This is a genomic window from Nocardioides sp. P4_G10 (assembly GCF_056401175.1).
Map to the genome: position 1 here is coordinate 26947 of NZ_JBFUJV010000013.1, position 25774 is coordinate 52720.

22 protein-coding genes are annotated in these 25774 nt (G+C 73.1%); 13 read left to right on the forward strand and 9 right to left on the reverse strand.

What is annotated here, in order from left to right:
• Window positions 1-28: 28 nt before the first annotated feature.
• Window positions 29-541, reverse strand: coding sequence for a 30S ribosomal protein S9 (rpsI, locus tag AC1DP1_RS14205; protein ID WP_191194681.1), 513 nt, complete (start codon window positions 539-541; stop codon window positions 29-31).
• A 14-nt stretch (window positions 542-555) separates the two neighbouring features.
• Complete coding sequence (gene rplM / locus AC1DP1_RS14210; RefSeq protein WP_477507375.1) at window positions 556-999, reverse strand: 50S ribosomal protein L13; 444 nt, start codon at window positions 997-999, stop codon at window positions 556-558.
• Window positions 1000-1260: 261 nt separating this feature from the next.
• Between rplM and AC1DP1_RS14215 the strand changes: the two genes are divergently transcribed.
• The 11 genes from AC1DP1_RS14215 to AC1DP1_RS14265 all read left to right on the forward strand — a co-directional run bounded on the left by AC1DP1_RS14215 (window position 1261) and on the right by AC1DP1_RS14265 (window position 14645).
• Window positions 1261-2586, forward strand: a complete 1326-nt coding sequence (locus tag AC1DP1_RS14215) for an NAD(P)/FAD-dependent oxidoreductase (RefSeq protein ID WP_477507376.1) — start codon at window positions 1261-1263, stop codon at window positions 2584-2586.
• Between the two features lie 118 nt (window positions 2587-2704).
• Window positions 2705-4009, forward strand: coding sequence for a citrate synthase (locus AC1DP1_RS14220; RefSeq protein WP_477507377.1), 1305 nt, complete (start codon window positions 2705-2707; stop codon window positions 4007-4009).
• A gap of 219 nt (window positions 4010-4228) precedes the next feature.
• Window positions 4229-6556, forward strand: a complete 2328-nt coding sequence (locus AC1DP1_RS14225) for an ATP-binding protein (protein WP_477507378.1) — start codon at window positions 4229-4231, stop codon at window positions 6554-6556.
• A 117-nt stretch (window positions 6557-6673) separates the two neighbouring features.
• Entirely contained in the window at window positions 6674-7384 is a 711-nt protein-coding gene (locus AC1DP1_RS14230; protein ID WP_477507379.1) for a hypothetical protein, read from the forward strand.
• Between the two features lie 13 nt (window positions 7385-7397).
• A complete protein-coding gene (locus tag AC1DP1_RS14235) occupies window positions 7398-7910 on the forward strand; it encodes a SigE family RNA polymerase sigma factor (RefSeq protein ID WP_477507380.1) in 513 nt (170 codons plus the stop codon).
• 30 nt (window positions 7911-7940) lie between these two features.
• Window positions 7941-8477 (forward strand): GNAT family N-acetyltransferase, encoded by a 537-nt coding sequence (locus tag AC1DP1_RS14240; protein ID WP_477507381.1) that lies wholly within the window; start codon window positions 7941-7943, stop codon window positions 8475-8477.
• 69 nt (window positions 8478-8546) lie between these two features.
• Window positions 8547-9857, forward strand: a complete 1311-nt coding sequence (locus tag AC1DP1_RS14245) for a S1C family serine protease (protein WP_477507382.1) — start codon at window positions 8547-8549, stop codon at window positions 9855-9857.
• An 87-nt stretch (window positions 9858-9944) separates the two neighbouring features.
• Window positions 9945-11096: an acyl-CoA dehydrogenase family protein gene (locus AC1DP1_RS14250; RefSeq protein WP_477507383.1), complete on the forward strand. Its 1152-nt coding sequence runs from the start codon at window positions 9945-9947 to the stop codon at window positions 11094-11096.
• Window positions 11097-11108: 12 nt separating this feature from the next.
• Window positions 11109-12248: an acyl-CoA dehydrogenase family protein gene (locus AC1DP1_RS14255; RefSeq protein WP_477507384.1), complete on the forward strand. Its 1140-nt coding sequence runs from the start codon at window positions 11109-11111 to the stop codon at window positions 12246-12248.
• On the forward strand, window positions 12248-13399 hold the full coding sequence (locus AC1DP1_RS14260) for an acyl-CoA dehydrogenase family protein (RefSeq protein ID WP_477507385.1): 1152 nt from the start codon (window positions 12248-12250) through the stop codon (window positions 13397-13399). Before AC1DP1_RS14255 ends, AC1DP1_RS14260 begins: the two co-directional genes overlap by 1 nt.
• Before the next feature lie 25 nt (window positions 13400-13424).
• Window positions 13425-14645: a WD40 repeat domain-containing protein gene (locus tag AC1DP1_RS14265; protein WP_477507386.1), complete on the forward strand. Its 1221-nt coding sequence runs from the start codon at window positions 13425-13427 to the stop codon at window positions 14643-14645.
• Window positions 14646-14679: 34 nt separating this feature from the next.
• Here AC1DP1_RS14265 and AC1DP1_RS14270 read toward each other — a convergent pair whose 3' ends face one another.
• The 4 genes from AC1DP1_RS14270 to AC1DP1_RS14285 form a co-directional block, all read right to left on the reverse strand.
• Window positions 14680-15474, reverse strand: coding sequence for an LLM class flavin-dependent oxidoreductase (locus AC1DP1_RS14270; RefSeq protein ID WP_477507387.1), 795 nt, complete (start codon window positions 15472-15474; stop codon window positions 14680-14682).
• Window positions 15475-15499: 25 nt separating this feature from the next.
• Entirely contained in the window at window positions 15500-16774 is a 1275-nt protein-coding gene (locus AC1DP1_RS14275) for a glycosyltransferase (protein WP_477507388.1), read from the reverse strand.
• Window positions 16771-17805, reverse strand: a complete 1035-nt coding sequence (locus tag AC1DP1_RS14280) for a glycosyltransferase family protein (RefSeq protein WP_477507389.1) — start codon at window positions 17803-17805, stop codon at window positions 16771-16773. Before AC1DP1_RS14280 ends, AC1DP1_RS14275 begins: the two co-directional genes overlap by 4 nt.
• 191 nt (window positions 17806-17996) lie before the next feature.
• Window positions 17997-19676 (reverse strand): ABC-F family ATP-binding cassette domain-containing protein, encoded by a 1680-nt coding sequence (locus AC1DP1_RS14285; RefSeq protein WP_457188233.1) that lies wholly within the window; start codon window positions 19674-19676, stop codon window positions 17997-17999.
• Window positions 19677-19867: 191 nt separating this feature from the next.
• Here AC1DP1_RS14285 and AC1DP1_RS14290 point away from each other — a divergent pair, with 191 nt between their 5' ends.
• The gene (locus AC1DP1_RS14290) at window positions 19868-21127 is read left to right on the forward strand and encodes an Nramp family divalent metal transporter (RefSeq protein WP_477507390.1); all 1260 of its coding nucleotides are present in this window, start codon (window positions 19868-19870) and stop codon (window positions 21125-21127) included.
• Window positions 21128-21130: 3 nt separating this feature from the next.
• Here the strand turns inward: AC1DP1_RS14290 and AC1DP1_RS14295 are convergent, their stop codons facing one another.
• The 3 genes from AC1DP1_RS14295 to mgrA are packed head-to-tail and all read right to left on the reverse strand — an operon-like array spanning window position 21131 to window position 24371.
• Window positions 21131-21865, reverse strand: coding sequence for an N-acetyltransferase (locus AC1DP1_RS14295; protein ID WP_477507391.1), 735 nt, complete (start codon window positions 21863-21865; stop codon window positions 21131-21133).
• A gap of 42 nt (window positions 21866-21907) precedes the next feature.
• Window positions 21908-23311: an FAD-dependent oxidoreductase gene (locus tag AC1DP1_RS14300; protein ID WP_477507392.1), complete on the reverse strand. Its 1404-nt coding sequence runs from the start codon at window positions 23309-23311 to the stop codon at window positions 21908-21910.
• Between the two features lie 25 nt (window positions 23312-23336).
• The gene (gene mgrA / locus AC1DP1_RS14305; RefSeq protein WP_477507393.1) at window positions 23337-24371 is read right to left on the reverse strand and encodes an L-glyceraldehyde 3-phosphate reductase; all 1035 of its coding nucleotides are present in this window, start codon (window positions 24369-24371) and stop codon (window positions 23337-23339) included.
• Between the two features lie 99 nt (window positions 24372-24470).
• Between mgrA and AC1DP1_RS14310 the strand changes: the two genes are divergently transcribed.
• Window positions 24471-25733 carry a cytochrome P450 gene (locus AC1DP1_RS14310; protein ID WP_477507394.1) on the forward strand — a complete coding sequence of 421 codons (1263 nt, stop codon included), beginning with the start codon at window positions 24471-24473 and terminating at the stop codon, window positions 25731-25733.
• The last annotated feature ends 41 nt before the right edge of the window (window positions 25734-25774 follow it).

The window sequence follows — 25774 nt, forward strand, 5'->3', positions numbered from 1 at the left end:
CGGTGCGGGCCTCGAGGTGCAGGCTGGATCAGCGCTTGCTGAACTGCGAGGCCTTGCGGGCCTTCTTCAGTCCGGCCTTCTTGCGCTCCACGACGCGGGCGTCGCGGGTCAGCAGACCGGCCTTCTTGAGCGCCGGGCGGTTGGCGTCGGTGTCGATCCCGTTGAGGGAGCGCGCCACGCCGAGGCGCAGGGCGCCGGCCTGGCCGGCGATGCCGCCGCCGTGGATGCGGGCGATCACGTCGAAGCGACCCTCGAGCTGCAGCTCGACGAACGGCTCGTTGGCGATCTGCTGGTGCAGCTTGTTCGGGAAGTAGCTGTCCATCGAGCGGCCGTTGATGGTCCACTCGCCGGTGCCGGGCACGATGCGCACACGGGCGACGGCCTCCTTGCGACGGCCAGTGGCCGCGCCGGGGGCGATGGTGGCCGGACGGGCCGGGGTGTCGGCGGAGGCGTCGCTCTCGGACGTGTAGCTCACGCCGTCGGCGCCGGTCTCGAAGGTCTCCTCGACCTCGCCCGAGTCCAGGGTGGTGTTCTCAGTCATCTGTGCGTCCTCAGTCACTGGGAGATCTGCGCGATCTCGAAGGGAGTGGCCTGCTGGGCCAGGTGCGGGTGGTCGGGGCCGGAGTAGACCTTGAGCTTCTTCAGCACCTGTCGACCGAGCTTGTTCTTCGGGAGCATGCCCCACACGGCGCCCTCGATGGCCTTGCGGGCGTCCTTCTCGAGGAGCTCACCGAAGGGGGTGGCCGAGAGGCCGCCCGGGAAGCCGGAGTGACGGTAGGCCATCTTGGTGGTCTTCTTCGTCCCGGAGAGCGACACCTTCGACGCGTTCACGATGATCACGAAGTCGCCCATGTCCATGTGGGGGGCGAAGGTCGGCTTGTGCTTGCCGCGGAGGAGGTTGGCGGTCTGGACGGCGAGGCGGCCCAGGACCACGTCGGTGGCGTCGATGACGTGCCACTCACGCTGGATGTCAGCGGGCTTGGGGCTGTACGTGCGCACGGCGGTATCCCGTTCTGGTTCGTTGGTCCCGGCCCTCGGACGAGGGCCGACTGGTGCTGCTGCGGCTTCTGACGAACACGGCCCGGATCGCTCCCACCCCGAGAACTGGCTCAGCGGAGGGATGACGTCCGGATCTGCACCCGTCCCCGAAGGGAGCAGGCGCGGCAGGAGTCGCGACCAGCAAGACTACGGCGCACGCGCGAGGGGGGTCAAAACGGCGAGCGGGCTGCCGGAGCGGGGACGCGCGAGCACAATGGCGGCGTGCGCAACGGCGGCGTGTCCTTCTGGTGGCAGCAGGTCGGGCTGCCCTCCCCCACCGACCGGCTCCAGGGTGACACGTCCTGCGACGTCGCGATCGTGGGCGGGGGGCTCACCGGTCTCTGGACGGCGTACTACCTCGCGGAGGCCGACCCGACCCTCGACGTCCGGGTCGTCGAGGCGGAGTTCGMCGGCTTCGGCGCGTCCGGGCGCAACGGCGGCTGGCTGTCGAGCGAGCTCGCCGGGAGCGCGCGGACGTACGCCGCCGTGGCGGGCGAGGACGGCGTCCGGCGCCTCAGGGACGCGCTGCGCGCCACGGTCGACGAGGTCGTCGGGGTGGCCGCCCGGGAGGGCATCGAGGCCGACATCGTGCGCAGCGGCGTCCTCACCGTCGCCCGCTCGGAGGCCCAGCGGCAGCGGCTCGACGGGGAGCTCACCGCCGGGCAGGTGGCCGACCGGGTCCGGGTGGCCGGAGCCGTGTCCGGGCACTTCGACCCCGACTGCGCCCGCGTGCAGCCGGCCCGGCTGGTGTCGGGCGTCGCCCGCGTCGTGCGGGAGCGCGGCATACGCATCCACGAGGGCACCCGGGTCACGTCGGTCTCCCCCGGCGCGGTGGTGACCGACCGCGGCACGTTGCGGGCGCCCGTGGTGCTGCGCTGCCTGGAGGGCTTCACCGCCGGGCTCGCCGGGCACCGCCGCGACTGGCTGCCGATGAACTCCGCGATCGTCGTGACCGCGCCGCTCACCGACGCGCAGTGGGGCGAGATCGGGTGGGCCGGCGAGGAGCTGCTCGGCGACGAGGCGCACGCCTACTGCTACGCCCAGCGCACCGCCGACGGCCGCATCGCGATGGGCGGGCGGGGCATCCCCTACCGGTTCGGCTCGCGCACCGACGTCGACGGCCGCACCCAGGACCGGACCGTCGAGTCGCTGCGCTCGACGCTGACGAGCCTGTTCCCGTCGCTGGCCGGCATCGGGCTCGACCACGCCTGGTGCGGCGTCCTGGGCGTGCCGCGCGACTGGAGCGCCAGCGTCTCGTACGACCCGGCGACCGGCCTCGGGCACGCCGGCGGCTACGTCGGCTCGGGGCTCACCGCGACCAACCTGGCCGGCCGCACGCTGCGCGACCTGGTGCTCGGCCACGACACCGACCTGACCCGCCTGCCATGGACCGGTCACCGGGTCCGGAGGTGGGAGCCGGAGCCGTTCCGGTGGGCCGGCGTGCACGCGCTGTACGGCCTCTACCGCGCCGCGGACCGCCGCGAGGACGACGGTCTGCGACGCACCAGCCGCATCGCCCGCGTCGCGCACCGCGTCGCGGGACGCTGACCTCGAGGAGCTCCGGCGCCCGTCCCACTGCTGGACACCTGATTCGCGGTCCTCGCAGACGGCGGACTAGGTTGAGGGGACCCCACAGACGTACAAATACGTATGAACAGGAGCCGACGTGACCGACGTTGCGGCCAAGGATTCCCTGACTGTCACCGACAACCGGACTGGTCAGAAGTACGACATCGCGATCACCGACAACACGATCGCAGCCAAGGATCTCGGGCAGATCCGCCTCGATGAGGAGCAGCCCGGTCTCGCGACCTACGACCCCGGGTTCGTCAACACCGCGTCGTGCCGCTCGGCCGTCACCTTCATCGACGGAGACAAGGGCATCCTCGAGTACCGCGGGTACCCGATCGAGCAGCTCGCGGAGAAGTCCAACTTCCTCGAGGTGGCCTATCTCCTCATCCACGGCGACCTGCCCACCAAGGAGCAGTACGACGCCTGGGTGCACGAGATCACCTACCACACGTTCGTGCACGAGAACGTGAAGACCTTCATGCAGGGCTTCCGCTATGACGCCCACCCGATGGGCATGCTGATGGCCTCGGTCGGCGCGCTGTCGACGTTCTACCCCGACGCCCGCAACATCAGCGACGCGGACAACCGCCACATGCAGATCGTCCGCATGATCGCGAAGATGCCGACCCTCGGCGCCTGGTCGTTCCGGCACGCGCAGGGCAAGCCCTACGTCTACCCCGACAACGACCTCGGCTACACCGCCAACTTCCTCTCGATGCTGTTCAAGATGAGCGAGTCGAAGTTCGAGGCCGACGAGCGCCTGGTCAAGGCCCTCGACGTGCTCTTCATCCTCCACGCCGACCACGAGCAGAACTGCTCGACCAACGCGGTCCGCTCGGTCGGCTCCTCGCAGGTCGACCCCTACTCGGCCGTCTCGGCCGGCGTCGGCGCGCTCTACGGCCCGCTGCACGGTGGCGCCAACGAGGCCGTGCTGCGGATGCTCAAGCGCATCGGCAGCAAGGAGAACATCCCCGCCTTCATCGACGGCGTGAAGGACGGCAACGAGCGCCTGATGGGCTTCGGCCACCGGGTCTACAAGAACTACGACCCGCGCGCCAAGATCATCAAGAAGTCCGCCGAGGACGTCTTCGAGGTCACCGGCACCAACCCGCTCCTCGACATCGCGCTGGAGCTGGAGAAGATCGCGCTGGAGGACGAGTACTTCGTCAAGCGCAAGCTCTACCCCAACGTGGACTTCTACTCGGGCCTGATCTACGAGGCCTTCCAGTTCCCGCCGGAGATGTTCACCGTGCTGTTCGCCATCGGCCGCACCCCGGGCTGGCTGGCGCAGTGGTCGGAGCTGGTGCAGGACAAGGACCAGAAGATCGCCCGTCCCAAGCAGATCTACACCGGCGACCGCGAGCTCACCTTCACCGCTGCCTCCGAGCGCTGGAGCTGAGCCTCAGCACCAACGGGTGTCACCTTGCGCGGCTGCGCCGTGCTGCGGCGCTCACACCACCGAGGGCCATGCGGCTTCGCCGCATGGCCCTCGCGGCGTTCAGGGCGTTCGTGCGTCCCGACCCGCACCACCACTCTCGATGCTTCATCCGGAGCCGCGGATGTCACTACACTCCCGAGCACTCGGGGGCGTGGGACGACGGGCGGTCACGGAGGTGACGTGGGGACACGTGGGGACGGCACTCTCGGCTCGGTGCTGCGCGGGCTACGGGAGGACGCCGGTCTCTCGCAGGAGGAGCTGGCCGAGCGCGCGGGGCTGAGCCCGCACGCGATCAGCGCGCTGGAGCGCGGCACCCGGACCCGGCCCTACCCTCACACGCTGCGCTCGCTGGCGGCCGCGCTCGACCTGGGCGAGGACCAGCGCGCCGCGCTGCTGGCCGCGGTCCCGCCGAGGTCACCGCGCCACCCCGCGCCGACCTCGGCGGCGGACGGCACCTCCGGCTCGCGCGACCTGCCTGTCCCGGCCACGCCGCTCATCGGTCGCGACGACGACGTCGGCCGCGTCGCCGACCTCCTTCGCACGAGCCGCCTCGTCACCCTCAGCGGCCCCGGCGGCGTGGGCAAGACCCGCCTGTCCCTGGCCGCAGCGGCGTCGGTCCGCGACCGCTACGCGGACGGCGTACGCCTGGTCGAGCTCGCGCCGCTCCTCGAGCCGGGCCAGCTGCTCCCGGCGGTCGCCGACGCCGTGGCCGCCACCCGCGACCCCGCGCGGTCCGTCACCGACGACATCGTCGACCGGCTGCGCGGCCAGCACCTGCTCCTCGTCCTGGACAACGTCGAGCACCTCCTCGACGCCGCGCCGGACGTCGCCGCGATCGTCGAGGCCGTGCCCGACCTGTCCGTCCTGGCCACCAGCCGCGCGCCGCTGCGCGTGCGCGGCGAGACGGAGTACGCCGTGGAGCCGCTCGAGGTGGACGACCACCCGGACGGAACGCCCTCCCCCGCGGCACGGCTGCTGCTCGATCGCGCGCAGCGGGTCAACCCCGGCTGGGGCGCCGACCCGGCCGACGCCGCGGCCGTCGGCGCCACCTGCGAGCGCCTCGCCGGGCTGCCCCTCGCCCTCGAGCTCGCTGCCGCCCGGGCGCGGTTGCTCGACCCTGCGTCGCTCCTCCAGCGGCTCGACACGGCGCTGCAGGCGGGTCCGCGCGACCTCCCGCCCCGCCAGCGCACGATGCGCGCCACCCTGGACTGGAGCCAGGGACTGCTCGACGCACCGGCACGCAGGCTGCTGCGGCTGATGGGTGTCTTCGTCGGCGGCACCACCCTGGCCGACCTCGAGGCGATCGCCGCCCGGGTCGGGATCGCCGAGGACGAGGTCGTCACCAGCCTCGAGGAGCTGGTCGAGCACTCCCTGGTCCTCGCCGAGGGGTCGGGCCGGCTGCGGATGCTGGAGCCGGTCGCGCAGTACGCCCGCGACCTGCTGCGCGAGGCGGACGAGTGGGAGGACGCCGCGCGGGCCCATGCGGCTCACTACCTCACGGTTGCCGAGACCAATCACTCGAGCTATCGCGACGGCGGCCAGGTCGCGGCGCTCAACCGCATCGATCTCGAGCACGCCAACCTCACCGCGGCCGCCGAGCGCTCGCTGGCGGCCGGTGACATCGAGACCCCGGCCCGGATGGCGTGGGAGCTGTGGCTCTACTGGTGGCTGCGCGGCGACCACGACCACGGCCGGCGGTTCGCGGAGAGCGCCCTCCACCGCGCCGCGGACCTGCCCGACGACGTGCATGCCCGCGCCGCACTCGCTGCCGCCACGATGGCCTTCGCCATGGACGACGTCCCCGCGGCCGCCGGATGGTGGGCACGCTCCCACGAGCACGCCGGCGACGACCCGGCGATCCTCTCCAACGCCGTTGCGGGCGAGGGCCTGGTGGCACTCGTCGACGGCGACCTCGCCCTGGCCCGCGACCGTTTCGAGGCGGCCAGGCACCATGCCCAGGTCGGCGGCCCCGAGGTCCAGTGGACCTGGGGACTGGCGCACGTCTGGCTGGGCACCGTGGCCCTCCTCGAGGGTGACGCCGACGAGGCGGTGCGGCTGATCGAGGCCGGACTGGCCTCGGCGCGGAGCCGAGAGGACCGGTTGTCGTCCTACATCGCGCTCTACAACCTCTTCCAGGTCGAGCTCGGGCGCGGCGACCACGACGCCGCCCGCCGCCACCTCGAGGAGAGCACCCGGCTGTCGCTCGAGACCGGCGACCAGGCCAACCTCGCCTACCTGCTCGACGCGGGAGCGGTCCTCGCCGCGGCCTCCGACCAGCACGCGCGGGTGCCGCTGCTGCTCGGCGCCGCCCAGGCGATCCGCGAGGTCCAGGGAGCGCAGGGCTACGGCTACTACCGGCCTGACCCCGCCACCATCACCGCCGCCGCCGACGACGCCCGGTCGCACCTCGGCGCCGACCGCTACGACGACGCCCTCGACACCGGGCGCGGGTTCACCGGCGCCCAGGCCGCCGCGATGCTGCGCGAGCCCGGCGCGGCCGCGGGCTGACCCGGCCGCACCCCGTACACCGCTCGTACACCTGCGGCTGTCCGTGGTCGAGACGTCGTACGGCGCCGAGGGTGGAGGCACGGCACGCACCCGTGCCCACACCCTGAGGAGCCGCAGATGAGCACCACGCTCGACCCGTCCACCGCGTCCGGTCCGCACCGCGACGCCAGCACCGGCGCACCAACGCGGCCACCCGGCCGCGGGTGGGTGCTCGCGGGCCTCGGCGCCGGCCTCGCCGGGATCGCCTCCGTCGTCGCCAGCGGCATGGTCGACGCCGTCTACGACCCGGCCACCAGTGGCGACGCCGAGGCGATCACCGAGGCCACCGCGGAGCTCGTGCCGCAGATCCTGACCTTCCACACCGCGACGATGGTCTCCTGCGCCCTTCTGGTCGTCTTCGCGGCAGGCCTGCACCGCCACCTGCAGCGACGTACGCACGCCGACAGCATCGTGCCGGGAGTGGCGGCGATCGGGCTGGTGATGGTCTGCGTCGCCCAGCTGCTGGGGGCCGGCCTGACCACCGAGTTCGCCTTCGGGCTCGCCGACCCGGACAACGTCCTCGTCCCCGAGACGGTCGTCTTCTTCGGCCACTGGATCGGCACCATCCCGTGGCTCTGGGGCGGCATCGGGCTCACCGCCCTCGCCATGGCCAGCGCAGCGTTCAGGCAGGGCGCCTTCGCCCGCTGGCTCGGCTGGACCAGCCTCGTGCTCGGCGGCATCACCACGCTGTTCCTCGTCAGCCCCGTGCAGTACATGGCGGGCATGACCGGACCGATCTGGCTCGTCATCGTCTCCGTCGCGCTCCTGCGCTCGGCCCGCCGCGTCTGACATGGCGCCCGTCGTGCACGACGAGGTGGGGACCGCGCCCGACTTCGCGTCGTACGTCGCCGCGCGACGACCCGCGCTGCTCCGCTGGGCGCGCGCCGTCGCCGGCGACCCGCACAGCGCGGAGGACCTGCTCCAGGACTCCCTGGTCCGGGTCCTCCCCCGCTGGGAGGGCCTGCGCGAGCGGGCCGCGGCCGACGCCTACGTCCGGCGCACCATCACCCGCCAGTACGTCAGCTGGCAGCGCCAGCCGTGGCGACGCGACGAGGTCGCCTCCGACGACCTCCCGGAGACCGTCCGCGACGTCGGTCCTCGTCCGCCCGCCGACCCGTCGGGACGGCTCTGGGACCTGGTCCTGGCACTCCCGCCCCAGCAGCGCGCCGCCGTCGCCCTCCGCTACTACGAGCAGCTCGACGTCGCCGAGACCGCCGCCGTCCTCGGCTGCTCGACCGGCACAGTGAAGTCCAACACCAGCCGCGGCATAGCGGCGCTCCGCCGGCTCGCCGCCGACCAGGCACCGGCACGATGACCACCCGACGACCACCTGAGAGGACACCCCATGTCGACACCTCCCACCAGCACGCCCGCCACGCCGGCCGAGTCATGGCTACCCGCCGACTTCCGCCACCCGACCCGGGTCGAGGTCCCGTACGGACACCACCTGCGACCGATCCGCGCCGAGGACACCGACCTCGACATGGTCGCCGTCATGGGCTCGCGCGATCGGCTGTGGAGCATCTACGGCGAGGCGTGGGGGTGGCCACCCGCCGACATGACGCACGAGGCCGACCGTGCCGACCTGGCCCGCCACGCGGCGGAGATGGAGACGCACGAGTCGTTCAACTACGCGCTCCTCGACACCGACGAGACGGCGCTGCTCGGCTGCGTCTACATCGACCCGCCGGAGAAGCCGGGCGCCGACGCGGAGATCTCGTGGTGGGTGGTGGACGAGTGCGTGGGCACCGAGCTCGAGGTGGCGCTCGACGAGCTCGTCCCGCGCTGGATCGCCGCGGACTGGCCGCTCGCGCGCCCGCGCTACGTCGGTCGTGACCTCACGTGGGCCGAGTGGCTCGCGCTGCCTGACCTGCCACGCTGATCTCAGGTCTCTGCACCTTTACAGCACGTTCTCAGGGCATCCACAGGGTCACGGCGCACTGTCGAAGACATGAGCGACGGACAGACCCCCCAGCACGGCGGCCCCCAGAACCCCCAGCACCCGCGGCCCGCCGACGACAACCCGTACCAGCGTGCCTCCTCCGGGTGGACCGGGGCGGACTCGCACCCCACCCAGCCCGTGCAGCCCACCTACCCCGGGCTCCCGCTCCAGCAGCCCACCCACGCGCCGCCCCGCGAGCGCAAGGGCCGGGGCCGGACGGGTCTGGCCGCCGCCGTCGTCGCCACCTCCCTGCTGGTCGGCGGAGGGGCCGGCATCGGCGGTGCTGCCTGGTGGGACGCGACCCAGGACGGCTCGGGCGGCTCGTCGCAGGCGAGCCCGTTGTCGGCGTCGCCGGTGTCGTCGCAGTCCCAGGCCCCCGCGGCCGACGGGTCCGTGGAGTCGGTGGCCCAGAAGGTGCTGCCCAGCGTCGTCAAGATCGACGTGACCACGGCCCAGGGGGGCGCGTCGGGCTCCGGCATCATCCTCACCGCCGACGGCACGATCCTGACCAACAACCACGTGGTGGAGGGCGCCGAGGCCGGCAGCCTCACCGTGTCCTTCGACGACGGCACGAGCGCCAAGGCCGAGGTCCTCGGCACCGACCCGCTCACCGACACCGCCGTCATCAAGGCCGAGGGGGTCTCCGACCTCACCCCGGCCACGATCGGCAAGTCCGCCAACCTCGGCGTCGGCGAGGGCGTCGTCGCCATCGGGTCGCCTTTCGGCCTCGACGCGACCGTCACCAGCGGCATCGTCAGCGCCCTCGACCGTCCGGTCAACGTCGGCTCCGACGACCAGGGCAACTCCACGACGTACCCCGCGATCCAGACCGACGCGGCCATCAACCCCGGCAACTCCGGCGGCCCGCTGGTCGACCTGACCGGTGCGGTGATCGGCATCAACTCCTCGATCCGCACCGCGGCGTCGCAGTCACCCGACGGCGGCCAGTCCGCGTCGGGCTCGATCGGCCTCGGGTTCGCGATCCCCATCGACGAGGTGATGCCGATCGTGGACCAGATGGCCTCGGGCGAGACCCCGACGCACGCGCGGCTCGGCATCCAGGTCGGCGACGCGCAGACGGGCGACGCGGCAGGCGCCGTCGTGCGCGAGGTGACCTCCGGCTCGGCCGCCGAGAAGGCGGGCCTGGGCTCGGGCAGCGTGATCACCAAGGTCGACGACCACCGCATCACCGGGGCCGACTCCCTCGTTGCGACCATCCGCTCCTACCGCCCCGGCGACTCGGTGAGCGTCACCTGGACGAGCGGGGGCGAGGAGCAGACCGCGAACCTCGTGCTGGACTCCGACGCGACACAGGGCTGAGTCCCGCCACCGGTTTGGGCCGGCCGCGCCATGATGGTGCGGCCGGCCCTCTGCCGTGCGCGCCCGGACCACGACCCGAGGAGTCACATGCAGCTCGAGCTCAGCCCCGCGGACGCGGAGTTCCGGGGAAGGATGCGGGACTTCTTCACGACCAAGGTGTCGCCGGAGATCCGCGACACGGTCCTCCAGGGGCGCCACCTGACCCGCGACCAGATCGTCGAGGCCCAGCGGACCCTCAACGCCGAGGGGCTCGCCGTGCCGCACTGGCCCGTCGAGTGGGGCGGCCAGGACTGGACCGACCTCCGGCGGCACCTGTGGCACGAGGAGATGCAGCGCGCCGGCGTGCCGATCCCGCTGGCCTTCAACGCCTCGATGATCGGGCCCGTCATCGCCCACTTCGGCACGCAGGAGCAGAAGAAACGCTTCCTGCCCGCCACGGCCAACCTCGACATCTGGTGGTCGCAGGGCTTCTCCGAGCCCGATGCCGGCTCCGACCTCGCCTCCCTGCGCACGACTGCGGTGCGAGACGGGGACGACTGGGTCGTCAACGGCCAGAAGACGTGGACCACGCTCGGCCAGCACGGCGACTGGATCTTCACGCTCGTCCGCACCGACCCCGAGGTGAAGAAGCAGGCCGGCATCTCGATGCTCCTCATCGACATGACCACCCCGGGGGTCGAGGTCCGGCCGATCGAGCTGATCGACGGTGGCCACGAGGTCAACGAGGTGTGGTTCACCGACGTGCGGGTGCCGGGCGACCTGCTGGTCGGGGAGCTCAACGGTGGCTGGACCATCGCCAAGTTCCTCCTCGGCAACGAGCGGGTCGGCGTGGCGCCCGTCGGTGCGACCAAGCGGGCGCTGGCCGCGCTGAAGGACAACGCCGGCCCCCTGATGGACGACCCCCTGGTCCGCGCCCGGGTCGCCGAGCTCGAGAACGACCTGCTCGCCCTCGAGCTCACCGCGCTGCGCGTGGTGGCGCACTCCTCGGACGGGGCTCCGCACCCGGCCTCGTCGGTCCTCAAGCTGCGCGGCACCGAGCTCCAGCAGGCCGTGAGCGAGCTCGCGCTCGACCTCGCCGGGCCGGCCTCGCTCGCCGCCCGTGCCGGGGACGACTCGCCGCAGGAGGGCTGGGCCCGGCGGTCCGCGCCGACCTACCTGAACCTGCGCAAGGCCTCGATCTACGGCGGGTCCAACGAGATCCAGCGCCAGATCATCAGCCGCACGATCCTGGGACTCTGAGGGGACTTCGACATGGACTTCACCTACGACGACGAGCAGCAAGCCCTGCGCGAGGCGGTCCGCGGCCTGCTCGCGACGGCCTACGCCGACCACGACGCGCGGCGCCGCACGGTGGCCGACGACCCGGGGTTCGACCGTGCCCTGTGGGGCCGGCTGGCCGAGATGGGCGTCCTCGGCCTGCCGTTCAGCGAGGCCGACGGCGGCGTCGGCGCCGGGCCCGTCGAGATCGGGATCGTGTGCCAGGAGCTGGGCCGCGTGCTCGCCCCCGAGCCCTACCTCGCGTCGGTCGTTCACGCCGGTGGCCTCGTCGCCGCCGTCGGGACCGCCGAGCAGAAGGCCGACCTGCTGGGCCGGCTCAGCGCCGGCGAGATCGTGCTGGCTGCGGCCGACACCTCGCCCGGCGGTCGCTGGGCCTCGCGCGCGGACGGCGTACGCGCCTCGGTGTCCGACGGCAGCTGGACGCTCGACGGCGTGGCCGACCCCGTCGTGGGCGGTGCGTCCGCCGACCACCTCGTCGTCACCGCCGCGCTGCCCGACGGCGGCGGGACGGGGGTGTTCGTGGTGGACGCCTCCGCGGCGTCGGTCACCGGCTACGTCGCAGCCGACCTCACCCGCGCGGCGAGCGTCCGGTTCGAGGCCAGCGCCGCCACACCGCTCGGCGAGCCCGGCCGCGACCTGTCGCCGAGCATCGCCACCATCAGCGACCTGACCCGCATCATGGGTGCCAACCAGGCGCTCGGGGTGATGCAGAGCCAGGTCCGCGCGACGACCGACTACCTCAAGAGCCGCAAGCAGTTCGGCGTCACCCTCAACACCTTCCAGGCGCTCACCTTCCGCGCCGCCGACATGTACGTCTCGCTCGAGCTCGCGCACAGCACCGTCGACTGGGCGACGATGACGATCGCCGGTGGCGACCGCGAGGTCGTGGCCGACGCCGCCGACCGCGTCGGGCTCCAGGTGTCCCGGGCGGCGCGCCACATAGGGGAGGAGGCCATCCAGCTCCACGGCGGCATCGGGATGACCGCGGAGTACGCCGTCGGGGTCGGCACCGCCCACCTCACCGTGCTCGAGCAGTGGCTCGGCAACGCCGGGCACCACCTCACGCGGCTCGCCGCCCGGGTCACCGAGCACGAGATGGTGGACGCGGTCTGATGGACCTCTCGCTGACCGAGGAGCAGCAGGCCTTCCGCGACCTCGCCCGCGACTTCCTCGAGCGCGAGGCCGTGCCCCACCGGATGCGGTGGGACCACGACGAGGCGGTCGACCTGGCGATCGTGCCGAAGATGGCCGAGCTGGGGTTCTTCGGGCTGACCATCCCCGAGGAGTACGGCGGTGTCGGGGGCGACTACGTCACCTACTCCCTCGCCATGGAGGAGCTCGGCCGAGCCGACTCCGCGCTGCGCGGCATCGTGTCGGTGAGCAGCGGACTGGTCGGCAAGTCGATCCTCGACCACGGGACCGAGGAGCAGAAGCAGGAGTGGCTGCCCCGTCTCGCCTCCGCCACCGCGCTCGGCTGCTTCGGGCTGACCGAGCCCGGCACCGGCTCCGACGCGGGCAACCTCACCTCCCGGGCGGTCCGCGACGGGTCGGACTGGGTGCTCGACGGGCAGAAGCTCTTCATCACCAACGGCACCTGGGCGGACGTGGCCCTGGTCTTCGCCCGCACGAGTGACGACGGCGCGCGCGGCGTGACGGCGTTCCTCGTGCCGACCGACTCCCCCGGCTTCGAGGCCCGCGAGGTCACCCACAAGCTCGGGCTGCGCGGCCAGGCGACCGCCGAGCTGTTCCTGACCGGCGTACGTGTCCCCGACTCGGCACGCCTCGGCGAGGTCGGTCGGGGGTTCAAGATCGCGATGGGCACCCTCGACAAGGGCCGGCTCGCCGTCGCCTCGGGTTGTGTCGGGATCGTGCAGGGCTGCCTCGAGGCGTCGGTGGCGTACGCCCGCGAGCGCACGCAGTTCGGCAAGCCGATCGCCTCGTTCCAGCTCGTGCAGGACCTGATCGCCGGCATCTCGCTCGACGCCGACGCCGCCCGCCTGCTGGCGTGGCGGTGCGCCGACCTCATCGACCGCGGCGAGCCCTTCGGCGTCGCGGCCTCCAAGGCGAAGCTGTTCGCGTCGGAGGCCGCGGTGCGCGCGGCCAACAACGCGATCCAGGTGCACGGCGGGGCAGGCTACGTCGACGACTTCCCCGTCGCGAAGTACCTCCGGGACGCGCGGGTGATGACGCTCTACGAGGGCACGTCGCAGATCCAGAAGCTCATCATCGGCCGCGCCGAGACCGGCATCAGCGCCTTCGGCTGACGTCGTGCGCCCCTAGACTCCGGGCGTGCACCCGGCAGCCGCAGTGCCCCCCGTCGTCGGCGCGGTCGTCGCCGGGATCGTCGTCGTCCTCACCGGGCTGGGCGGCAGCCCTGCAGCGGTCGCGACACCCGCCGTGCCGGAGGTGATGGCGGGCTACTCCCACCTCACCGGGTCGGTGTCGTCGTCCCCACCGGGACCGGCCGTCGCGCTCTGGCAGCACGGCTACGGCGTCGAGTTCTTGGACTTCCCGCAGGCGGTCGTGCTCGGCGCCGGTGGCGACAGCTACCGACGCGTCGACGTCGCCGAGGAGCGGGCCGGCTCCGAGACCCAGGGCGACCCGGCGCCGATGCTGCTCTCCCCGGACGGCACCCGGGTGGCGGTCGGCGACCACGACGTCGAGCGATCCGACGTGGTCGTCGCCGACCTGACCACCGGGGCGACCTCGAGGCACGCGCTCCCCGCGGGACGCAGCGTCGTTCCGGTGGCGTGGTCGAGCGACGGCGAGGCGCTCGCGAGCCTGGTGTCCGACGAGGCGACGAGCCCCTACTCCGGCGGTCGGATCACGGGCTCGATCGCGCTGCTGGACCTCCCTGACGACTCCGCCGAGGTCCTGGAGCTCGACGGCTCCGCCACCGCGGCCGCGTTCTCCCCCGACGGCTCGGAGCTCGCCGTCGAGCAGTCCGGCGGGATCACGGTGGTGGACCTGCAGGACGGCAACCGGCGCAGCCTCGAGGTCGACGGCGTGCTCGCCGGACCCGCCGCGTGGTCCCCCGACGGCCGGCTGCTCGCCGTCACGACCGTCGAGCCGACCGGTGCGCCGCCCGGCGTCGACGCTCCCGGTGTCCCGAGCGGGCTGTCGTTCGTCGACGCCGACGGTCGGGACGCCGCCGTTCCCGACCCGCTGCCGCTCGACCTGTCCGGTCCGGGGCGCGTGCTCGGCTGGGCGGGTGACGCGGAGGTGCTGACGGTGCTCGCGAACGGGGCCGACGACCAGACGCTGTCGGTCGTGCCGCTCGACGGCGCCGACCCGCGCCCGCTGATGCGGATGTCCGACCTCGGGTCCTACGGCGTCGGTCGCTTCCAGCTCGCGTCGTCGGTCGCCGGCTCCCTCGAGGTCGTCGATCCCGACGGCGTGGACCGCGGTCCGTGGCCGTGGGCGCTCCGCGGCGTGCTCACGGTCGCGGCGGGTCTGCTGGCGTGGTCCATCGCCCGACGCTTCCCTCGCGGTCGGGTGCGCACGCGGTAGTGGTCCCCCGTGGGGCTCCGCACTCGACATGCCGTCAGGCCGGCCGCGGTCCCGCCCGGACGATCCGACGTACCTCGTCGAGGTCGAGGTCGTACGGTCCGATCCGGGTGAGCACCCACGACGCCCCGCGGTCGACCCACACGTCGGGGTCCTGGTCGGGCTGCAGGTCGACGACGACGTCGTACCCGGGCCCCGGCTCGTGCGCGGCGAGGTCAGCGGTGACGGTGTCGAGGTCGGCGGGACCGTCCAGCCCGATGACGAAGAAGCCGTCGTACGACGCCGCACGCCGCAGCGGAGCCCTGTTGCCGTAGCGGCCGGCCAACCAGACGGGCACCCGCGGCGCCGGGAGGAACCGGACGTCGCGGGCGGCGTGGTGCTCACCCTCGTGGTCGACGCTCTCGCCGCTCAGCAGGCCGGTCAGGACCGCGAGACCCTCGTCGAGCATCCGGCCGCGCACCTTGGGGTCCGCCTCGTCGCCGAACGCGCTGAACTCCCCCACCCAGTCGTCGCCGAGCCCGAGGCCCAGCACGAAACGGCCGCCGGACAGGACCGCCAGGCTCGCGGCCTGCCGGGCCAGCACCTGTGGCCGGCGGCGCGGCAGCGGGGTCACCATCGGCCCGAACAACAGCCGCTCGGTGCGTATCGCGATCGCCGCGCAGCACGTCCACGGGTCGGCGATCGCGGCCACCCGGTCGCCGTACAGCAGGTGGTCCCAGACGAAGAAGCCGTCCCAGCCGGCCGCCTCCGCCTCGGCGGCGAGGTCGCCGACAAGCCTCGGGTCGGCCAGGTCGTCGAAGGGGGCGACGAAGAGGCCGCGGCGCGTGGTCATGACGCCATTCGAGCACGCGGCTCGATCATGCGCCGGCCCAGCCGCCGAGCCACGACGCGAGGGTGACGTCCTCGGCCCAGGGGTGGAGCGAGGTGGCGAGCGACGGCCCCGCCGGCGCCAGGTCGGGTCGACCCCACCGCGCAGCGCGGCGCAGGAGGCGCAGGTCCTGCAGCTCGGCGCGGCCGTCGCCGATCTCGCGGGATCCCGTGCACCCGTCGAGGGCGTCGACGAGCGCGGCCCAGGCGCCGGCGTCACCGACGAGGCCACCGCGCACGTCGAGGTGCAGCCGCGCCGAAGCGGGCAGGTCCGCGTCGGCGGCGACCACCCGCGGGTCGCCGCCGACCAGGTCACGGTGCCGCTCGGAGAGGCGTACGACGGCTCGCGGCAGCGCCGCCAGCAGCGAGTCGACCGTGACGAGCAGCTCGGCGTCGGCCAGGGCCGGAGCGCAGGTGACGACGAGGTCGCCCGGGCCGCGGGCGAGTCCCCGCCACGTCGTCATCGGCCCGGACGTGCGGTCCGCGACGGCCACGGTCTCGGCCAGGAGTGCGGCAGGGTCGCGCTCCCGGGAGCCGGCGTCAGGCCCGTCGTGCCAGGCGACGGCGTCGGGCCGGTGCGCCAGCAGGCCGCCGGCGGTCCACGACCGGTGGGCGAAGTCCCAGTCCTCCCCACCGTAGGCGCGGAAGGTCTCGTCGAAGCCGCCGACCTCGTCGTACCACCACCGGCTGCAGGCCAGGACCGCGCTGATGACGAAGCGGTGGCTGCTGGCGTCGGCGTCCAGCAGGTCACGGCTGTCGGCGTACGCGTCGCGCAGCCAGGCGGGCTCGGGCAGCTCGAGCGCCGGCGCGACCTGCTCGACCGGTTGCTCCGGCGAGGTGCCCGCCAGGTCGGCGTGCCGGCGGCGCCCCACCACCAGGGCCTCCGGGAGCGCCTCGGGGAGCGCGACCATGCGCTCCACGAAGGCCGGCTCGGGAGCGGTGTCGGCGTCGAGCAGCACGAGCAGGTCGCCGGTGCTGGCCTGCACGCCGAGGTTCCGCGCGGCGGCTGCCCGGAAGCCGTCGTCGTGCTGCCGCACGAGCCGCACGCCGGCCGGGACCGCGGGCACCCCGCGGGACCCGTCGTCGGCGACGACGACCTCGTCCGGCGGGCGCGTCTGGCGGCGCAGGGCCGCCAGGGTGCGGTCGAGCTGGTCCTGCTGCTCGAAATGGGTGACCACCACCGACACCCGCCGGCGCCGGTCGGCGTCGGGCGCGAGGTCCCACCGGTTGCCCGGCACCGAGGTGCCGTGGGGCGGGGCGGTCATCCGACCGTCGCCCACCACGCCCGGTAGGCGGCTGCCGTGTCCTCGAGCCGCGGCCCGAGGTCGGCGTCGGGTGAGGTCCAGGTCGAGCTCGGTCGGCGCAGCGCGGCGTCGAGGCAGGGCACCAAGGTGGCGTCGTCGAAGAGGCCGAGGGTGCCGGGGCGGAGCGCCGCCATCTCCCGGGTGTAGGCACCGTCGCGCGCGAGGGGTCGCCGGCCCGCGGCGATCCACGAGTTGAGGCTGCCGGACGCGGAGACGTTGCGGTGCGCCGTGACGCCGACCGCGACGCCGCGCAGCGCGCTGACCAGGTCGTCCTCCGGCACCCGGCCGGTGACCTCCACCGGCACGCCGCGTTCCCGGCCCGTCCGCACCAGCGCCTCGAGCTCGTCGGCGTGGCCGGGCGCGGCGTCACCGAGGACGCGCACGGACGCCATCGTCCCGGCGCGACGCAGCGCGGCCGCCGCGCGCACCACCTGCCGGTGGCCCTTGCCGGGATAGACGAAACCGAAGACGCCGACCACCGGCTCCGTCGCGACGGTTCCCACCACCGCGCGGCCTGGCCGACCGGGCTGGCCGTCGAGGCCGGCCGGGACCGGAACGGGCAGCGGGATGACGGTCCCGCGGGCGCCGGACGCGCTCCAGCGGTCCACGAGGTCGTGCTCGTGCCACGAGTTGGTCGCCCACGCGTGGCTGGCGCGCACGATCCGGCCGTAGGCCGCGGCGCGGGCCGCGAAGACGGGCCCGTCGGTCGGCTGCGGGACGTCGTGCAGCGTGACCGTCAGGCGTACGCGCCGCGCGAGCTGCTCGACCACGGCCGCCGCGTCGAGGGGGTCGCTGCCCAGGAGCCGGTCCGTCAGGTGCAGGTGGACCGCCGCCCCCGGCACCAGCTGGGCGACGTCGCGGACGACCGGTGCCCGAGCAGCGTCCGCCACCTCGCCGGCGTACCTCGTGACGCCGTGCGTGTCGGGCCCGAGCAGCAGGTGGTGGGGCGCGGCAGGGTCGGCGTCGCGGAGGTGGGAGGCCGGCATGAGCACCCGCCCATCCTGTCGAGGTCGGACAGACCCGACCTCCCCCCAAAGCGTGGGGATCGGCGCTGGGCCCTCGTCCAGCGATCCCCGGTCAGCCGGGGATCGCTGACGTTGTCAGGCCGTGCAAGGCCTGACAACGTACGGAAGTGCCGGTCAGCCGGGGATCGCGCGGACGAGATCGGCGCCCATGCGCAGGCTCATCGGGCGCGCGACACCCGGCCCTCGTCCCACACCGGGGCGTCGGGCTCGTAGACCTCGCCGTCGGCGCCGTAGACGAGGAAGCGGTCGAAGCCGCGGGCGAACCACCGGTCGTGGGTCACCGCGAGCACCGTGCCGTCGAAGGCCTCGAGCCCGGCCTCCAGCGCCTCGGCGGACTGCACGTCGAGGTTGTCGGTGGGCTCGTCGAGGAGCAGCAGCGTCGCTCCGGACAGCTCGAGCAGCAGGATCTGGAACCGCGCCTGCTGCCCACCGCTGAGGGACTCGAACTTCTGCTCGCCTGCGTGCGCCAGCTCGTAGCGGTCCAGCACCCGGCTGGCGGCCTCGCGGCCCATCCCGTCGCGGTGGTCGTCGCCGCGGTGCAGGATCTCCAGCAGGGTGCGACCGACGAGCTCGGGGTGCTCGTGCGTCTGCACGAACCAGCCCGGCCGGACCCGCGCGCCCAGCTTGGCGCTGCCGGTGTGCGGGACCGGTGCGGGAGGTACGCCGACGGGTTGGTGCTCGACGTCGGGGTCGCTGCCGCCGGCGGCGAGGAGCCGCAGGAAGTGGGACTTGCCGGACCCGTTGGAGCCGAGCACGGCCACCCGTTCGCCGTACCAGACCTCGAGGTCGAACGGCTTCATCAGGTTGGTCAGCTCGAGGGCGGTGCACACGACCGCGCGCTTGCCCGTGCGTCCACCCTTCAGCCGCATCTTCACCTGCTGCTCGCGCGGCTGCTCGGTGGGCGGCCCGGCGTCCTCGAACTTCTTCAGCCGCGTCTGGGCCGCGCGGTACTGCGAGGACATCCCGTCGTTGTACTCCGACTTGATCTTGAGGCGGAGCACGAGCGCCTTGATCTTGGCGTGCTCCTCGTCCCAGCGGCGGCGCATCTCCTCGAAGCGCTCGAAGCGGTCGCTCCGCGCCTCGTGGTAGCTCGCGAAGCCGCCCGGGTGCGTCCAGACCAGATTGCCGGCGCTGCCGAGCTCGACGGTCACGATGCGGGTCGCGGTGTTGTCCAGCAGCTCGCGGTCGTGGCTGATGAAGAGGATCGTCTTCACCGACTCGCGGATCCGGCCCTCGAGCCAGATCTTGCCGGGTACGTCGAGGTAGTTGTCCGGCTCGTCGAGCAGCAGCACCTCGTCGGGGCCGCGCAGGAGGTACTCGAGCACCAGCCGCTTCTGCTCACCACCCGACAGCGTGCTCAGCAGCCGGTGACGGGCGCGTTCGAAGGGCAGCTCCATGGCTGCCGTGGTGCACACGTCCCACGTCACCTCGGTGTCGTAGCCGCCGGCGTCGGCGTACTCCCCCAGGGCCGTGGCGTACGCCATCTGGGTGCGCTCGTCGTCGACGTCCATCAGCGCGAGCTCGGCGGCGTCGACCGCCTCGGCAGCCGTCCGGACCCGGGGCGGGGCCACCGACAGCAGGAGGTCGTGGACGGTCTCGTCCCCGCCACCGTGACCGACGAACTGGCGCATCACGCCCAGCCCTCCCGAGCGGGTGACCACGCCCGCGTGCGGGGTCAGGTCGCCGGTGACGATCCGCAGCAGGGTGGTCTTGCCGGCACCGTTGGCGCCGACCAGCGCGACCTTCTGCCCGTCGCCGACCCGGAAGCTGACGTCGTCGAGCAGCACCCGCCCGTCCGGCAGCTCGTAGCGCACTCCGGCGACATCCACGTGACCCACGCGAGGATTCTCGCAAGCCGCACCGTTCCCGTCGCCTGGTTATCCCGCCTGCTGAACCGGCACCGGGTCAGGTGCGGTCGTCGCCGTTGGTTCGCTGCGACGTCACGAGCTCGGGCAGGCGCCCCGCGCGCACGACCCTCCTCGGCGACGTGGGCCGGCAACTGGTCCAGACCAGTATTAAGGTGCTGCTCATGGCTGACACCACCACAGGCTCGACCGAGCAGTCCACCGCCCCCCGATGGAAGATCGTCGGCCCCGGCCTGGTGGTCGCCGCCACGGGCGTCGGCGCCGCCGACCTGGTGGCGACCCTCATCGCGGGGCAGAAGTTCGGCTACACCCTGCTGTGGTGCGTGGTCGTCGGCTGCGTCATGAAGATCGTGCTCGTCGAGGGCGCCGGGCGATACTCGCTCGCCACCGGCCGGACGATCTTCGAGGGCTGGCGCACGCTGGGTGCCTGGACCACTTGGTACTTCGCGCCCTACATCGTCGTCTGGGGCTTCGTCTACGGCGCCGCCGCCATGGCCGGCACGGGCCTCGCGCTGCAAGGCCTGGTGGGCGGGCTCTCCACCACGTGGTGGGGCATCCTGTCCGGCGTCCTCGGCCTGGTGCTGGTGTGGAGCGGTCGCTACGGCGTCTTCGAGAAGGTCCTCGCCGCTCTCGTCGGCATCATGTTCGTGACGATGGTCGGCGCTGCCCTGCTGACGCTGCCGAACCTCGGCGAGCTGATGACCGGTCTGGCGCCGCGCATCCCCGACGGCGGCCTGGTCAACACCCTCGCGCTCGCCGGCGGCGTGGGCGGCACGATCACCCTCGCGGCCTACGGCTACTGGCTGCGCGAGAAGGGCTGGGACACCCCGCGCTACATGCGCGTCATGCGCATCGACAACACCGTCGCCTACGTCGTCACCGGCCTCTTCGTGCTGGCCACCCTCGTCGTGGGCGCCGAGCTGCTCTACTCCACCAGCGTCGCGATCGAGAGCGGCGACCAGGGCCTGCTCGACCTCGGCGTCGTGCTGCAGGACCGCTACGGCGCGTGGGCCGGAAAGCTCTTCCTGCTGGGTTTCTGGGCCGCGGCCATGTCGTCCCTGGTCGGGGTCTGGAACGGCGTCAGCCTGATGTTCGCCGACTTCATGACCCACGTGACCAACGGCGAGGCGGCCGAGGCCCGCGCCGGCGGCAAGTGGTACCGCGTCTACATCCTGTGGCTCACCTTCCCGCCGATGGTGATGCTGTTCCTCGGCAAGCCGGTGTGGCTGATCCTCGCGTACGGCGTGCTCGGCGCGTTCTTCATGCCGTTCCTCGCGGTCACGCTGCTGTGGCTGCTCAACACCGACCGCACGCCGGCGGAGTGGCGCAACAAGCTCCACTCCAACGTGCTGATGGTCATCATCGCGCTGGCCTTCGTCGCACTGTGCGTCAACGAGGTCCGCAAGGCGATCGACGGAGCCTGACCCTCACACGCCGGTGGGGTGCCTGACCCAGACGTTGGGCTCGACGTAGGTCGCCGTGCCGTGCTCGGCGTCGCACATCACCGGCGCCAGGGCACCGGGCACGACGACGGGACCGGTCGTGTCGAACGGCAGCCCGGTCCACTCGCGCCACTCCTCGACGGTGCCGGGGATGACCATCGAGCGCGGCGCCACCCGGTCGATGCGCCCGCCGGCCCGGACGTGGACGCGCAGCCACGGGTCGACGGGCAGCCCGTCGTCGCGGGTGCGGGCGGCGTAGTCCGCCATCGGCTCGTGCACGTCGGTCTTGCCGTTGGGCCGCACCGGCGCCAGCAGCTCGGAGAAGCCGAGCCGACCGGCGTTGTCGCGCAGCGCGGCGACGATCCGCCCCGACAGGCCGGATCCCTGCAGGCCCGGCTCGATCGCGATCTCGACCGCGGTGACGGCGTCGGGCTTCTCGCCCCACAGCTCGGTCAGCAGACCGCTGCGGATGGCGAAGTCCCAGCCGGCGTCGGGCAGCTCGCCCTCGGGGAGCTGGAACGGCACCGAGTGCGCCTTGGCGACCATCCGGCCCGACTCGTCGAGGCAGACCAGCACGAACTCGCGGAAGTGGTCGAGCGAGGCGTAGTAGCCGTTGCCGATGGGGTCGTGCTTCATGAACTCCGGCCACGACGTCTCCATGTCCCAGAAGGTGTCCATGAGGTCGGGACGCTCGGCGAGGGTGAACAGCTCGAGGTGCATGGCCTCATCCTGACCGAGCCGGACGGTGGGCGCCCGTGGTTTTCAGAGCCGCTCGGCCACCCGTCGCGCCGCGATCTGCAGCACCTCCCAGGTGGTCGCGAACGGCGGGGCGTAGGACAGGTCCATCCACGCGAGGTCGTCGACCGAGCCGCCCGCCCACAGCACGGCGGCCGCGGTGTCGATCCGCTTGCCGGCGCCGTGCCCGCCGACGACCTGCACGCCGAGGAGCCGTCGCGTCCCGCGGTCGGCCATCACCCAGATGGCGATCGGCTCGGCCTCGGGCATGTAGCCGGCGGCGGTCGTGCCGTCGGTGACCAGGGCCACCGGGTCGAGCCCGGCGGCATCCGCGTCGGCGCGGGACAGGCCCGTGCGCGCGATCTCGAGGTGGACCCCACCCGAGGCGAAGCGGGTGATCGACGTGTCGACCATCCCGTCGAACGACAGGTCGCCCCCGGCCAGGCTGTCGCCGAGCGCCCGGCCGTGCTTGGCGGCGTGGGTGCCGAGGGGCCGGAACACCCACTGGTCGTCGATCCGGCGGCGCACCTCGCAGCAGTCCCCCGCGGCCCACACGTGGTCGGCCACCCGTCCGTGCGGGTCGGGCCGGAGTGCGCCGTCGTCGGTCATCTCCAGGCCGCTGCCCACGAGGAAGTCGGTGGCCGGCCGCACGCCGATCGCCACCACGACCAGGTCGGCCTCCCGCGCGCCGCCCTCCCAGTGCACGCCGGTCACCCGGTCGCCGTCGAGCTCGAGCCCCGTGACCTCGGCCCCGAGCACCAGCTCGACACCGGCGTCGACGAGGCCGGCGTTGACCCGCTCGGACATCTCGTCCTCGAGCATCCCCATGCCGCGCGTGCGGGTCAGGACGGTGACACCGAAACCCTGGTCGAGCGCCGCCTCGGCGACCTCGACACCGACGTAGCCTGCGCCCACGACCACCACGTGCGCGCCCGGTCCGACGCGGGCGAAGCTGCGCACCCAGGCGGCCCCGTCGTCGAGCGTCTTGACCACACCCACCCCGTCGTACGACGTCCCGTCGGGGCGCAGCGCCCAGTCGGGCACCACTGCGGGGGCGCCTGTCGCGACCACCAGGTCGTCGTACTCCAGCACCTCGCCCGCAGCCGTCGTCACCGTGCGGGCCTCGAGGTCCGCGGCGACGACCTCGGTGTGTAGCCGCAGGTCGATCCCGGCCTTCCGGTGCTCCTCGGCCGTGCGGGCCACGAGGTCGTCGCCGCTCCCGACGTCGCCGGCCATCCAGTAGGGGATCCCGCAGGCGCTGTAGGAGGTGTGGCCGCTCGCCTCGAGGGCCGTGACGGACAGCGCCTCGCCCCTGCGCGCGGCCGTGCGGAGCGCCTGGTGGGCCGCCCCCATGCCGGCGGCGTCCGCGCCGACGACGACGACGCGGCGCCCGGGACTCATGTGCGCGCTCGCTCCGCTGCGTGCGTCCACGAGCGCACTCGTTCGCTCCGCGCGCTCACGCCTCGGTCTGCTTCGCCCAGAGGTTCACGCCCGAGTCCACGGCGAAGCGGTCGATCTCGGCGAGCTCGGCCTCGGTCAGCGGCGGCGCCTCGAGCGCGTCGAGGTTGGTGTCGAGCTGCTCGACGCTGGAGGCACCGATCACCGCACTCGTCACCCGGTCGTCACGGAGCACCCACTGCAGCGCCAGCTGGGCGAGCTTCTGGCCGCGCCCCTCGGCGATGGCGTTGAGGGACCGGACGCGCTCGATCGTCTCGTCGTCGAACCCCGCGATCGTCGAGTCGTCGCGGGCCGCGCGCGAGTCGGCCGGGACGCCGTCGAGGTAGCGGTCGGTGAGGAGTCCCTGGGCCAGCGCGGTGAAGACGATGCAGCCCATCCCCTGCTCCTCGAGCTCGTCGAGCAGCCCGCCCTCGATCCAGCGGTTGAGCATCGAGTAGGACGGCTGGTGGATCAGCAGCGGCGTGCCGAGCTCGCGCGCGATCGTGGCCGCCTCGTGCGTCCGCTCCGGGGAGTAGGAGGAGATGCCGGCGTAGAGCGCGCGCCCCGAGCGCACCGCCGTGTCGAGCGCCGTCATCGTCTCCTCGACGGGCGTCTCGGGGTCGAAGCGGTGGCTGTAGAAGATGTCGACGTAGTCGAGCCCCATCCGCGCCAGCGACTGGTCGAGAGAGGCCAGCACGTACTTCCGGGAGCCGCCGCCCTGCCCGTAGGGACCCGGCCACATGTCGTAGCCCGCCTTGGTGGAGATCACCAGCTCGTCGCGGTAGGGCGCGAAGTCGTCGGCGAGGTAGCGGCCGATGTTCTCCTCCGCCCGACCGTAGGGCGGGCCGTAGTTGTTGGCGAGGTCGAAGTGGGTGACCCCGCGGTCGAACGCCCGACGCAGGATCGCGCGCTGGGTGCCCTCGGGCCGGTCGGTGCCGAAGTTCTGCCACAGTCCGAGGGAGAGCGCCGGCAGCCTCAGTCCGCTGCGGCCCGTCCTCCGGTAGTGCATCCCGGTGGTGTCGTCGTACCTGTCGGGGGCTGCGTCGTAGGCCATGCCGCACATCCTGCCCGGTCCGCGTTCGGGGGCGTCCCCGGGGCAGACCGGGGTTGTACCTGATCGACGGTGACGGTGCAGGTGGGATTCACTGGGCACATGACCTCCTCGTTGCGCGGCACTGCCTTCAAGCTCGCGCTGTCGACCGCGCGACGGGTGCCGTACGTGCGTCGGGTGCCCGCGAGCATCCGTTTCCCCCTCCAGCGCGACGGGGTCGACCCGGTAGCCAGGCTGGCGAGGACGCGCGAACGAGGCGAGGTGGTGCGCTTCGCGAGCCTGCTGGGCACACGTGTCTGGCTGGTCACGGGGTACGACGCCGCGCGGGCCGTGCTGGCCGACTCCGCGTCGTACGCCAACGACGTGCGCGACATCATCGGCCGCCAGGACCGGGCCCCCGCCGAGCGGATCGGCGGGCTCGGCATGACCGACCAGCCCGACCACGGGCGCCTGCGCGGTGTGCTCACGCCCTGGTTCACCCGCCGCCGGTTGGCCGACCTCCAGGACGACATCGACCGCGTCGTCGACGCCGCGCTCGACGACATGGCCGCCCACGGCCCGGTGGTCGACCTCGTCGAGCGGTTCGGCTTCCAGGTCCCCTTCGGGGTGATGTGCGACCTGCTCGGCATGCCCGAGGTCGACCGCGCGGAGTTCCGGCAGCACGGCGCTGCCCGCTTCGACCTTCGCGACGCGGGCGTCGGCATCTTCGACACGGCCGCCGGCACCCGGCAGTTCCTCATCGACCTGGTGGCGTCCGAGCGCCGCTCCCCCCACCTGCCGGACGGGCTGATCGCCCGGATGGTCGCCGACCACGGCGCCGACCTCGACGACGTCGAGCTGGGCGGCCTGGCCGACGGGGTCTTCCTCGGCGGCTACGAGACCAGCGCCAGCATGCTCTCGCTCGGTACCTGGGTCCTGCTCCAGCACCCCGAGTCGTGGGACGCGCTGCGTCGCGGCGAGCCCGGAAACGTCGACCGGGTGGTCGAGGAGCTGCTGCGCTTCGTGTGCCCCGTGCAGATGGCGTTCCCCCGGATCGCGCGCCACCAGGTCACGGTCGGCGACCAGGTCGTCCAGCAGGGCGACATCGTCCTCGTCTCGCTGACCGGCGCCGAGCGCGACCCGGCCCACCGCATCGACCCCGAGCAGTTCGACCCGACCTCCGCCGTCGCGGGCACCCTCGCCTTCGGCCACGGGCTGCACCGGTGCCTCGGCGCCGAGCTGGCCCGCATGGAGCTGCGCACCGCACTGGTCGCGCTCGCCCGCCGCTTCCCGGACCTCGCGCTCGCCTGCGACCCCGCCGACCTGCGGTTCACCGAGCTCGCCATCGTCCACGGCGTGGAGGCGCTGCCCGTCCGGCTCGGCTGAGACCCACCCTGAGGCCCACCACGCGCTGCGTACGGTGGAAC

Bases quoted from the DNA above. Each gene is read 5' to 3' on its own strand.
- rpsI (WP_191194681.1), bottom strand. From the start codon at position 541: ATGACTGAGAACACCACCCTGGACTCGGGCGAGGTCGAGGAGACCTTC.
- AC1DP1_RS14230 (WP_477507379.1), top strand. From the start codon at position 6,674: ATGAGCACCACGCTCGACCCGTCCACCGCGTCCGGTCCGCACCGCGAC.
- AC1DP1_RS14240 (WP_477507381.1), top strand. From the start codon at position 7,941: ATGTCGACACCTCCCACCAGCACGCCCGCCACGCCGGCCGAGTCATGG.
- AC1DP1_RS14245 (WP_477507382.1), top strand. From the start codon at position 8,547: ATGAGCGACGGACAGACCCCCCAGCACGGCGGCCCCCAGAACCCCCAG.
- AC1DP1_RS14250 (WP_477507383.1), top strand. From the start codon at position 9,945: ATGCAGCTCGAGCTCAGCCCCGCGGACGCGGAGTTCCGGGGAAGGATG.
- AC1DP1_RS14255 (WP_477507384.1), top strand. From the start codon at position 11,109: ATGGACTTCACCTACGACGACGAGCAGCAAGCCCTGCGCGAGGCGGTC.
- AC1DP1_RS14260 (WP_477507385.1), top strand. From the start codon at position 12,248: ATGGACCTCTCGCTGACCGAGGAGCAGCAGGCCTTCCGCGACCTCGCC.
- AC1DP1_RS14270 (WP_477507387.1), bottom strand. From the start codon at position 15,474: ATGACCACGCGCCGCGGCCTCTTCGTCGCCCCCTTCGACGACCTGGCC.
- AC1DP1_RS14275 (WP_477507388.1), bottom strand. From the start codon at position 16,774: ATGACCGCCCCGCCCCACGGCACCTCGGTGCCGGGCAACCGGTGGGAC.
- AC1DP1_RS14290 (WP_477507390.1), top strand. From the start codon at position 19,868: ATGGCTGACACCACCACAGGCTCGACCGAGCAGTCCACCGCCCCCCGA.
- AC1DP1_RS14295 (WP_477507391.1), bottom strand. From the start codon at position 21,865: ATGCACCTCGAGCTGTTCACCCTCGCCGAGCGTCCCGACCTCATGGAC.
- mgrA (WP_477507393.1), bottom strand. From the start codon at position 24,371: ATGGCCTACGACGCAGCCCCCGACAGGTACGACGACACCACCGGGATG.
- AC1DP1_RS14310 (WP_477507394.1), top strand. From the start codon at position 24,471: ATGACCTCCTCGTTGCGCGGCACTGCCTTCAAGCTCGCGCTGTCGACC.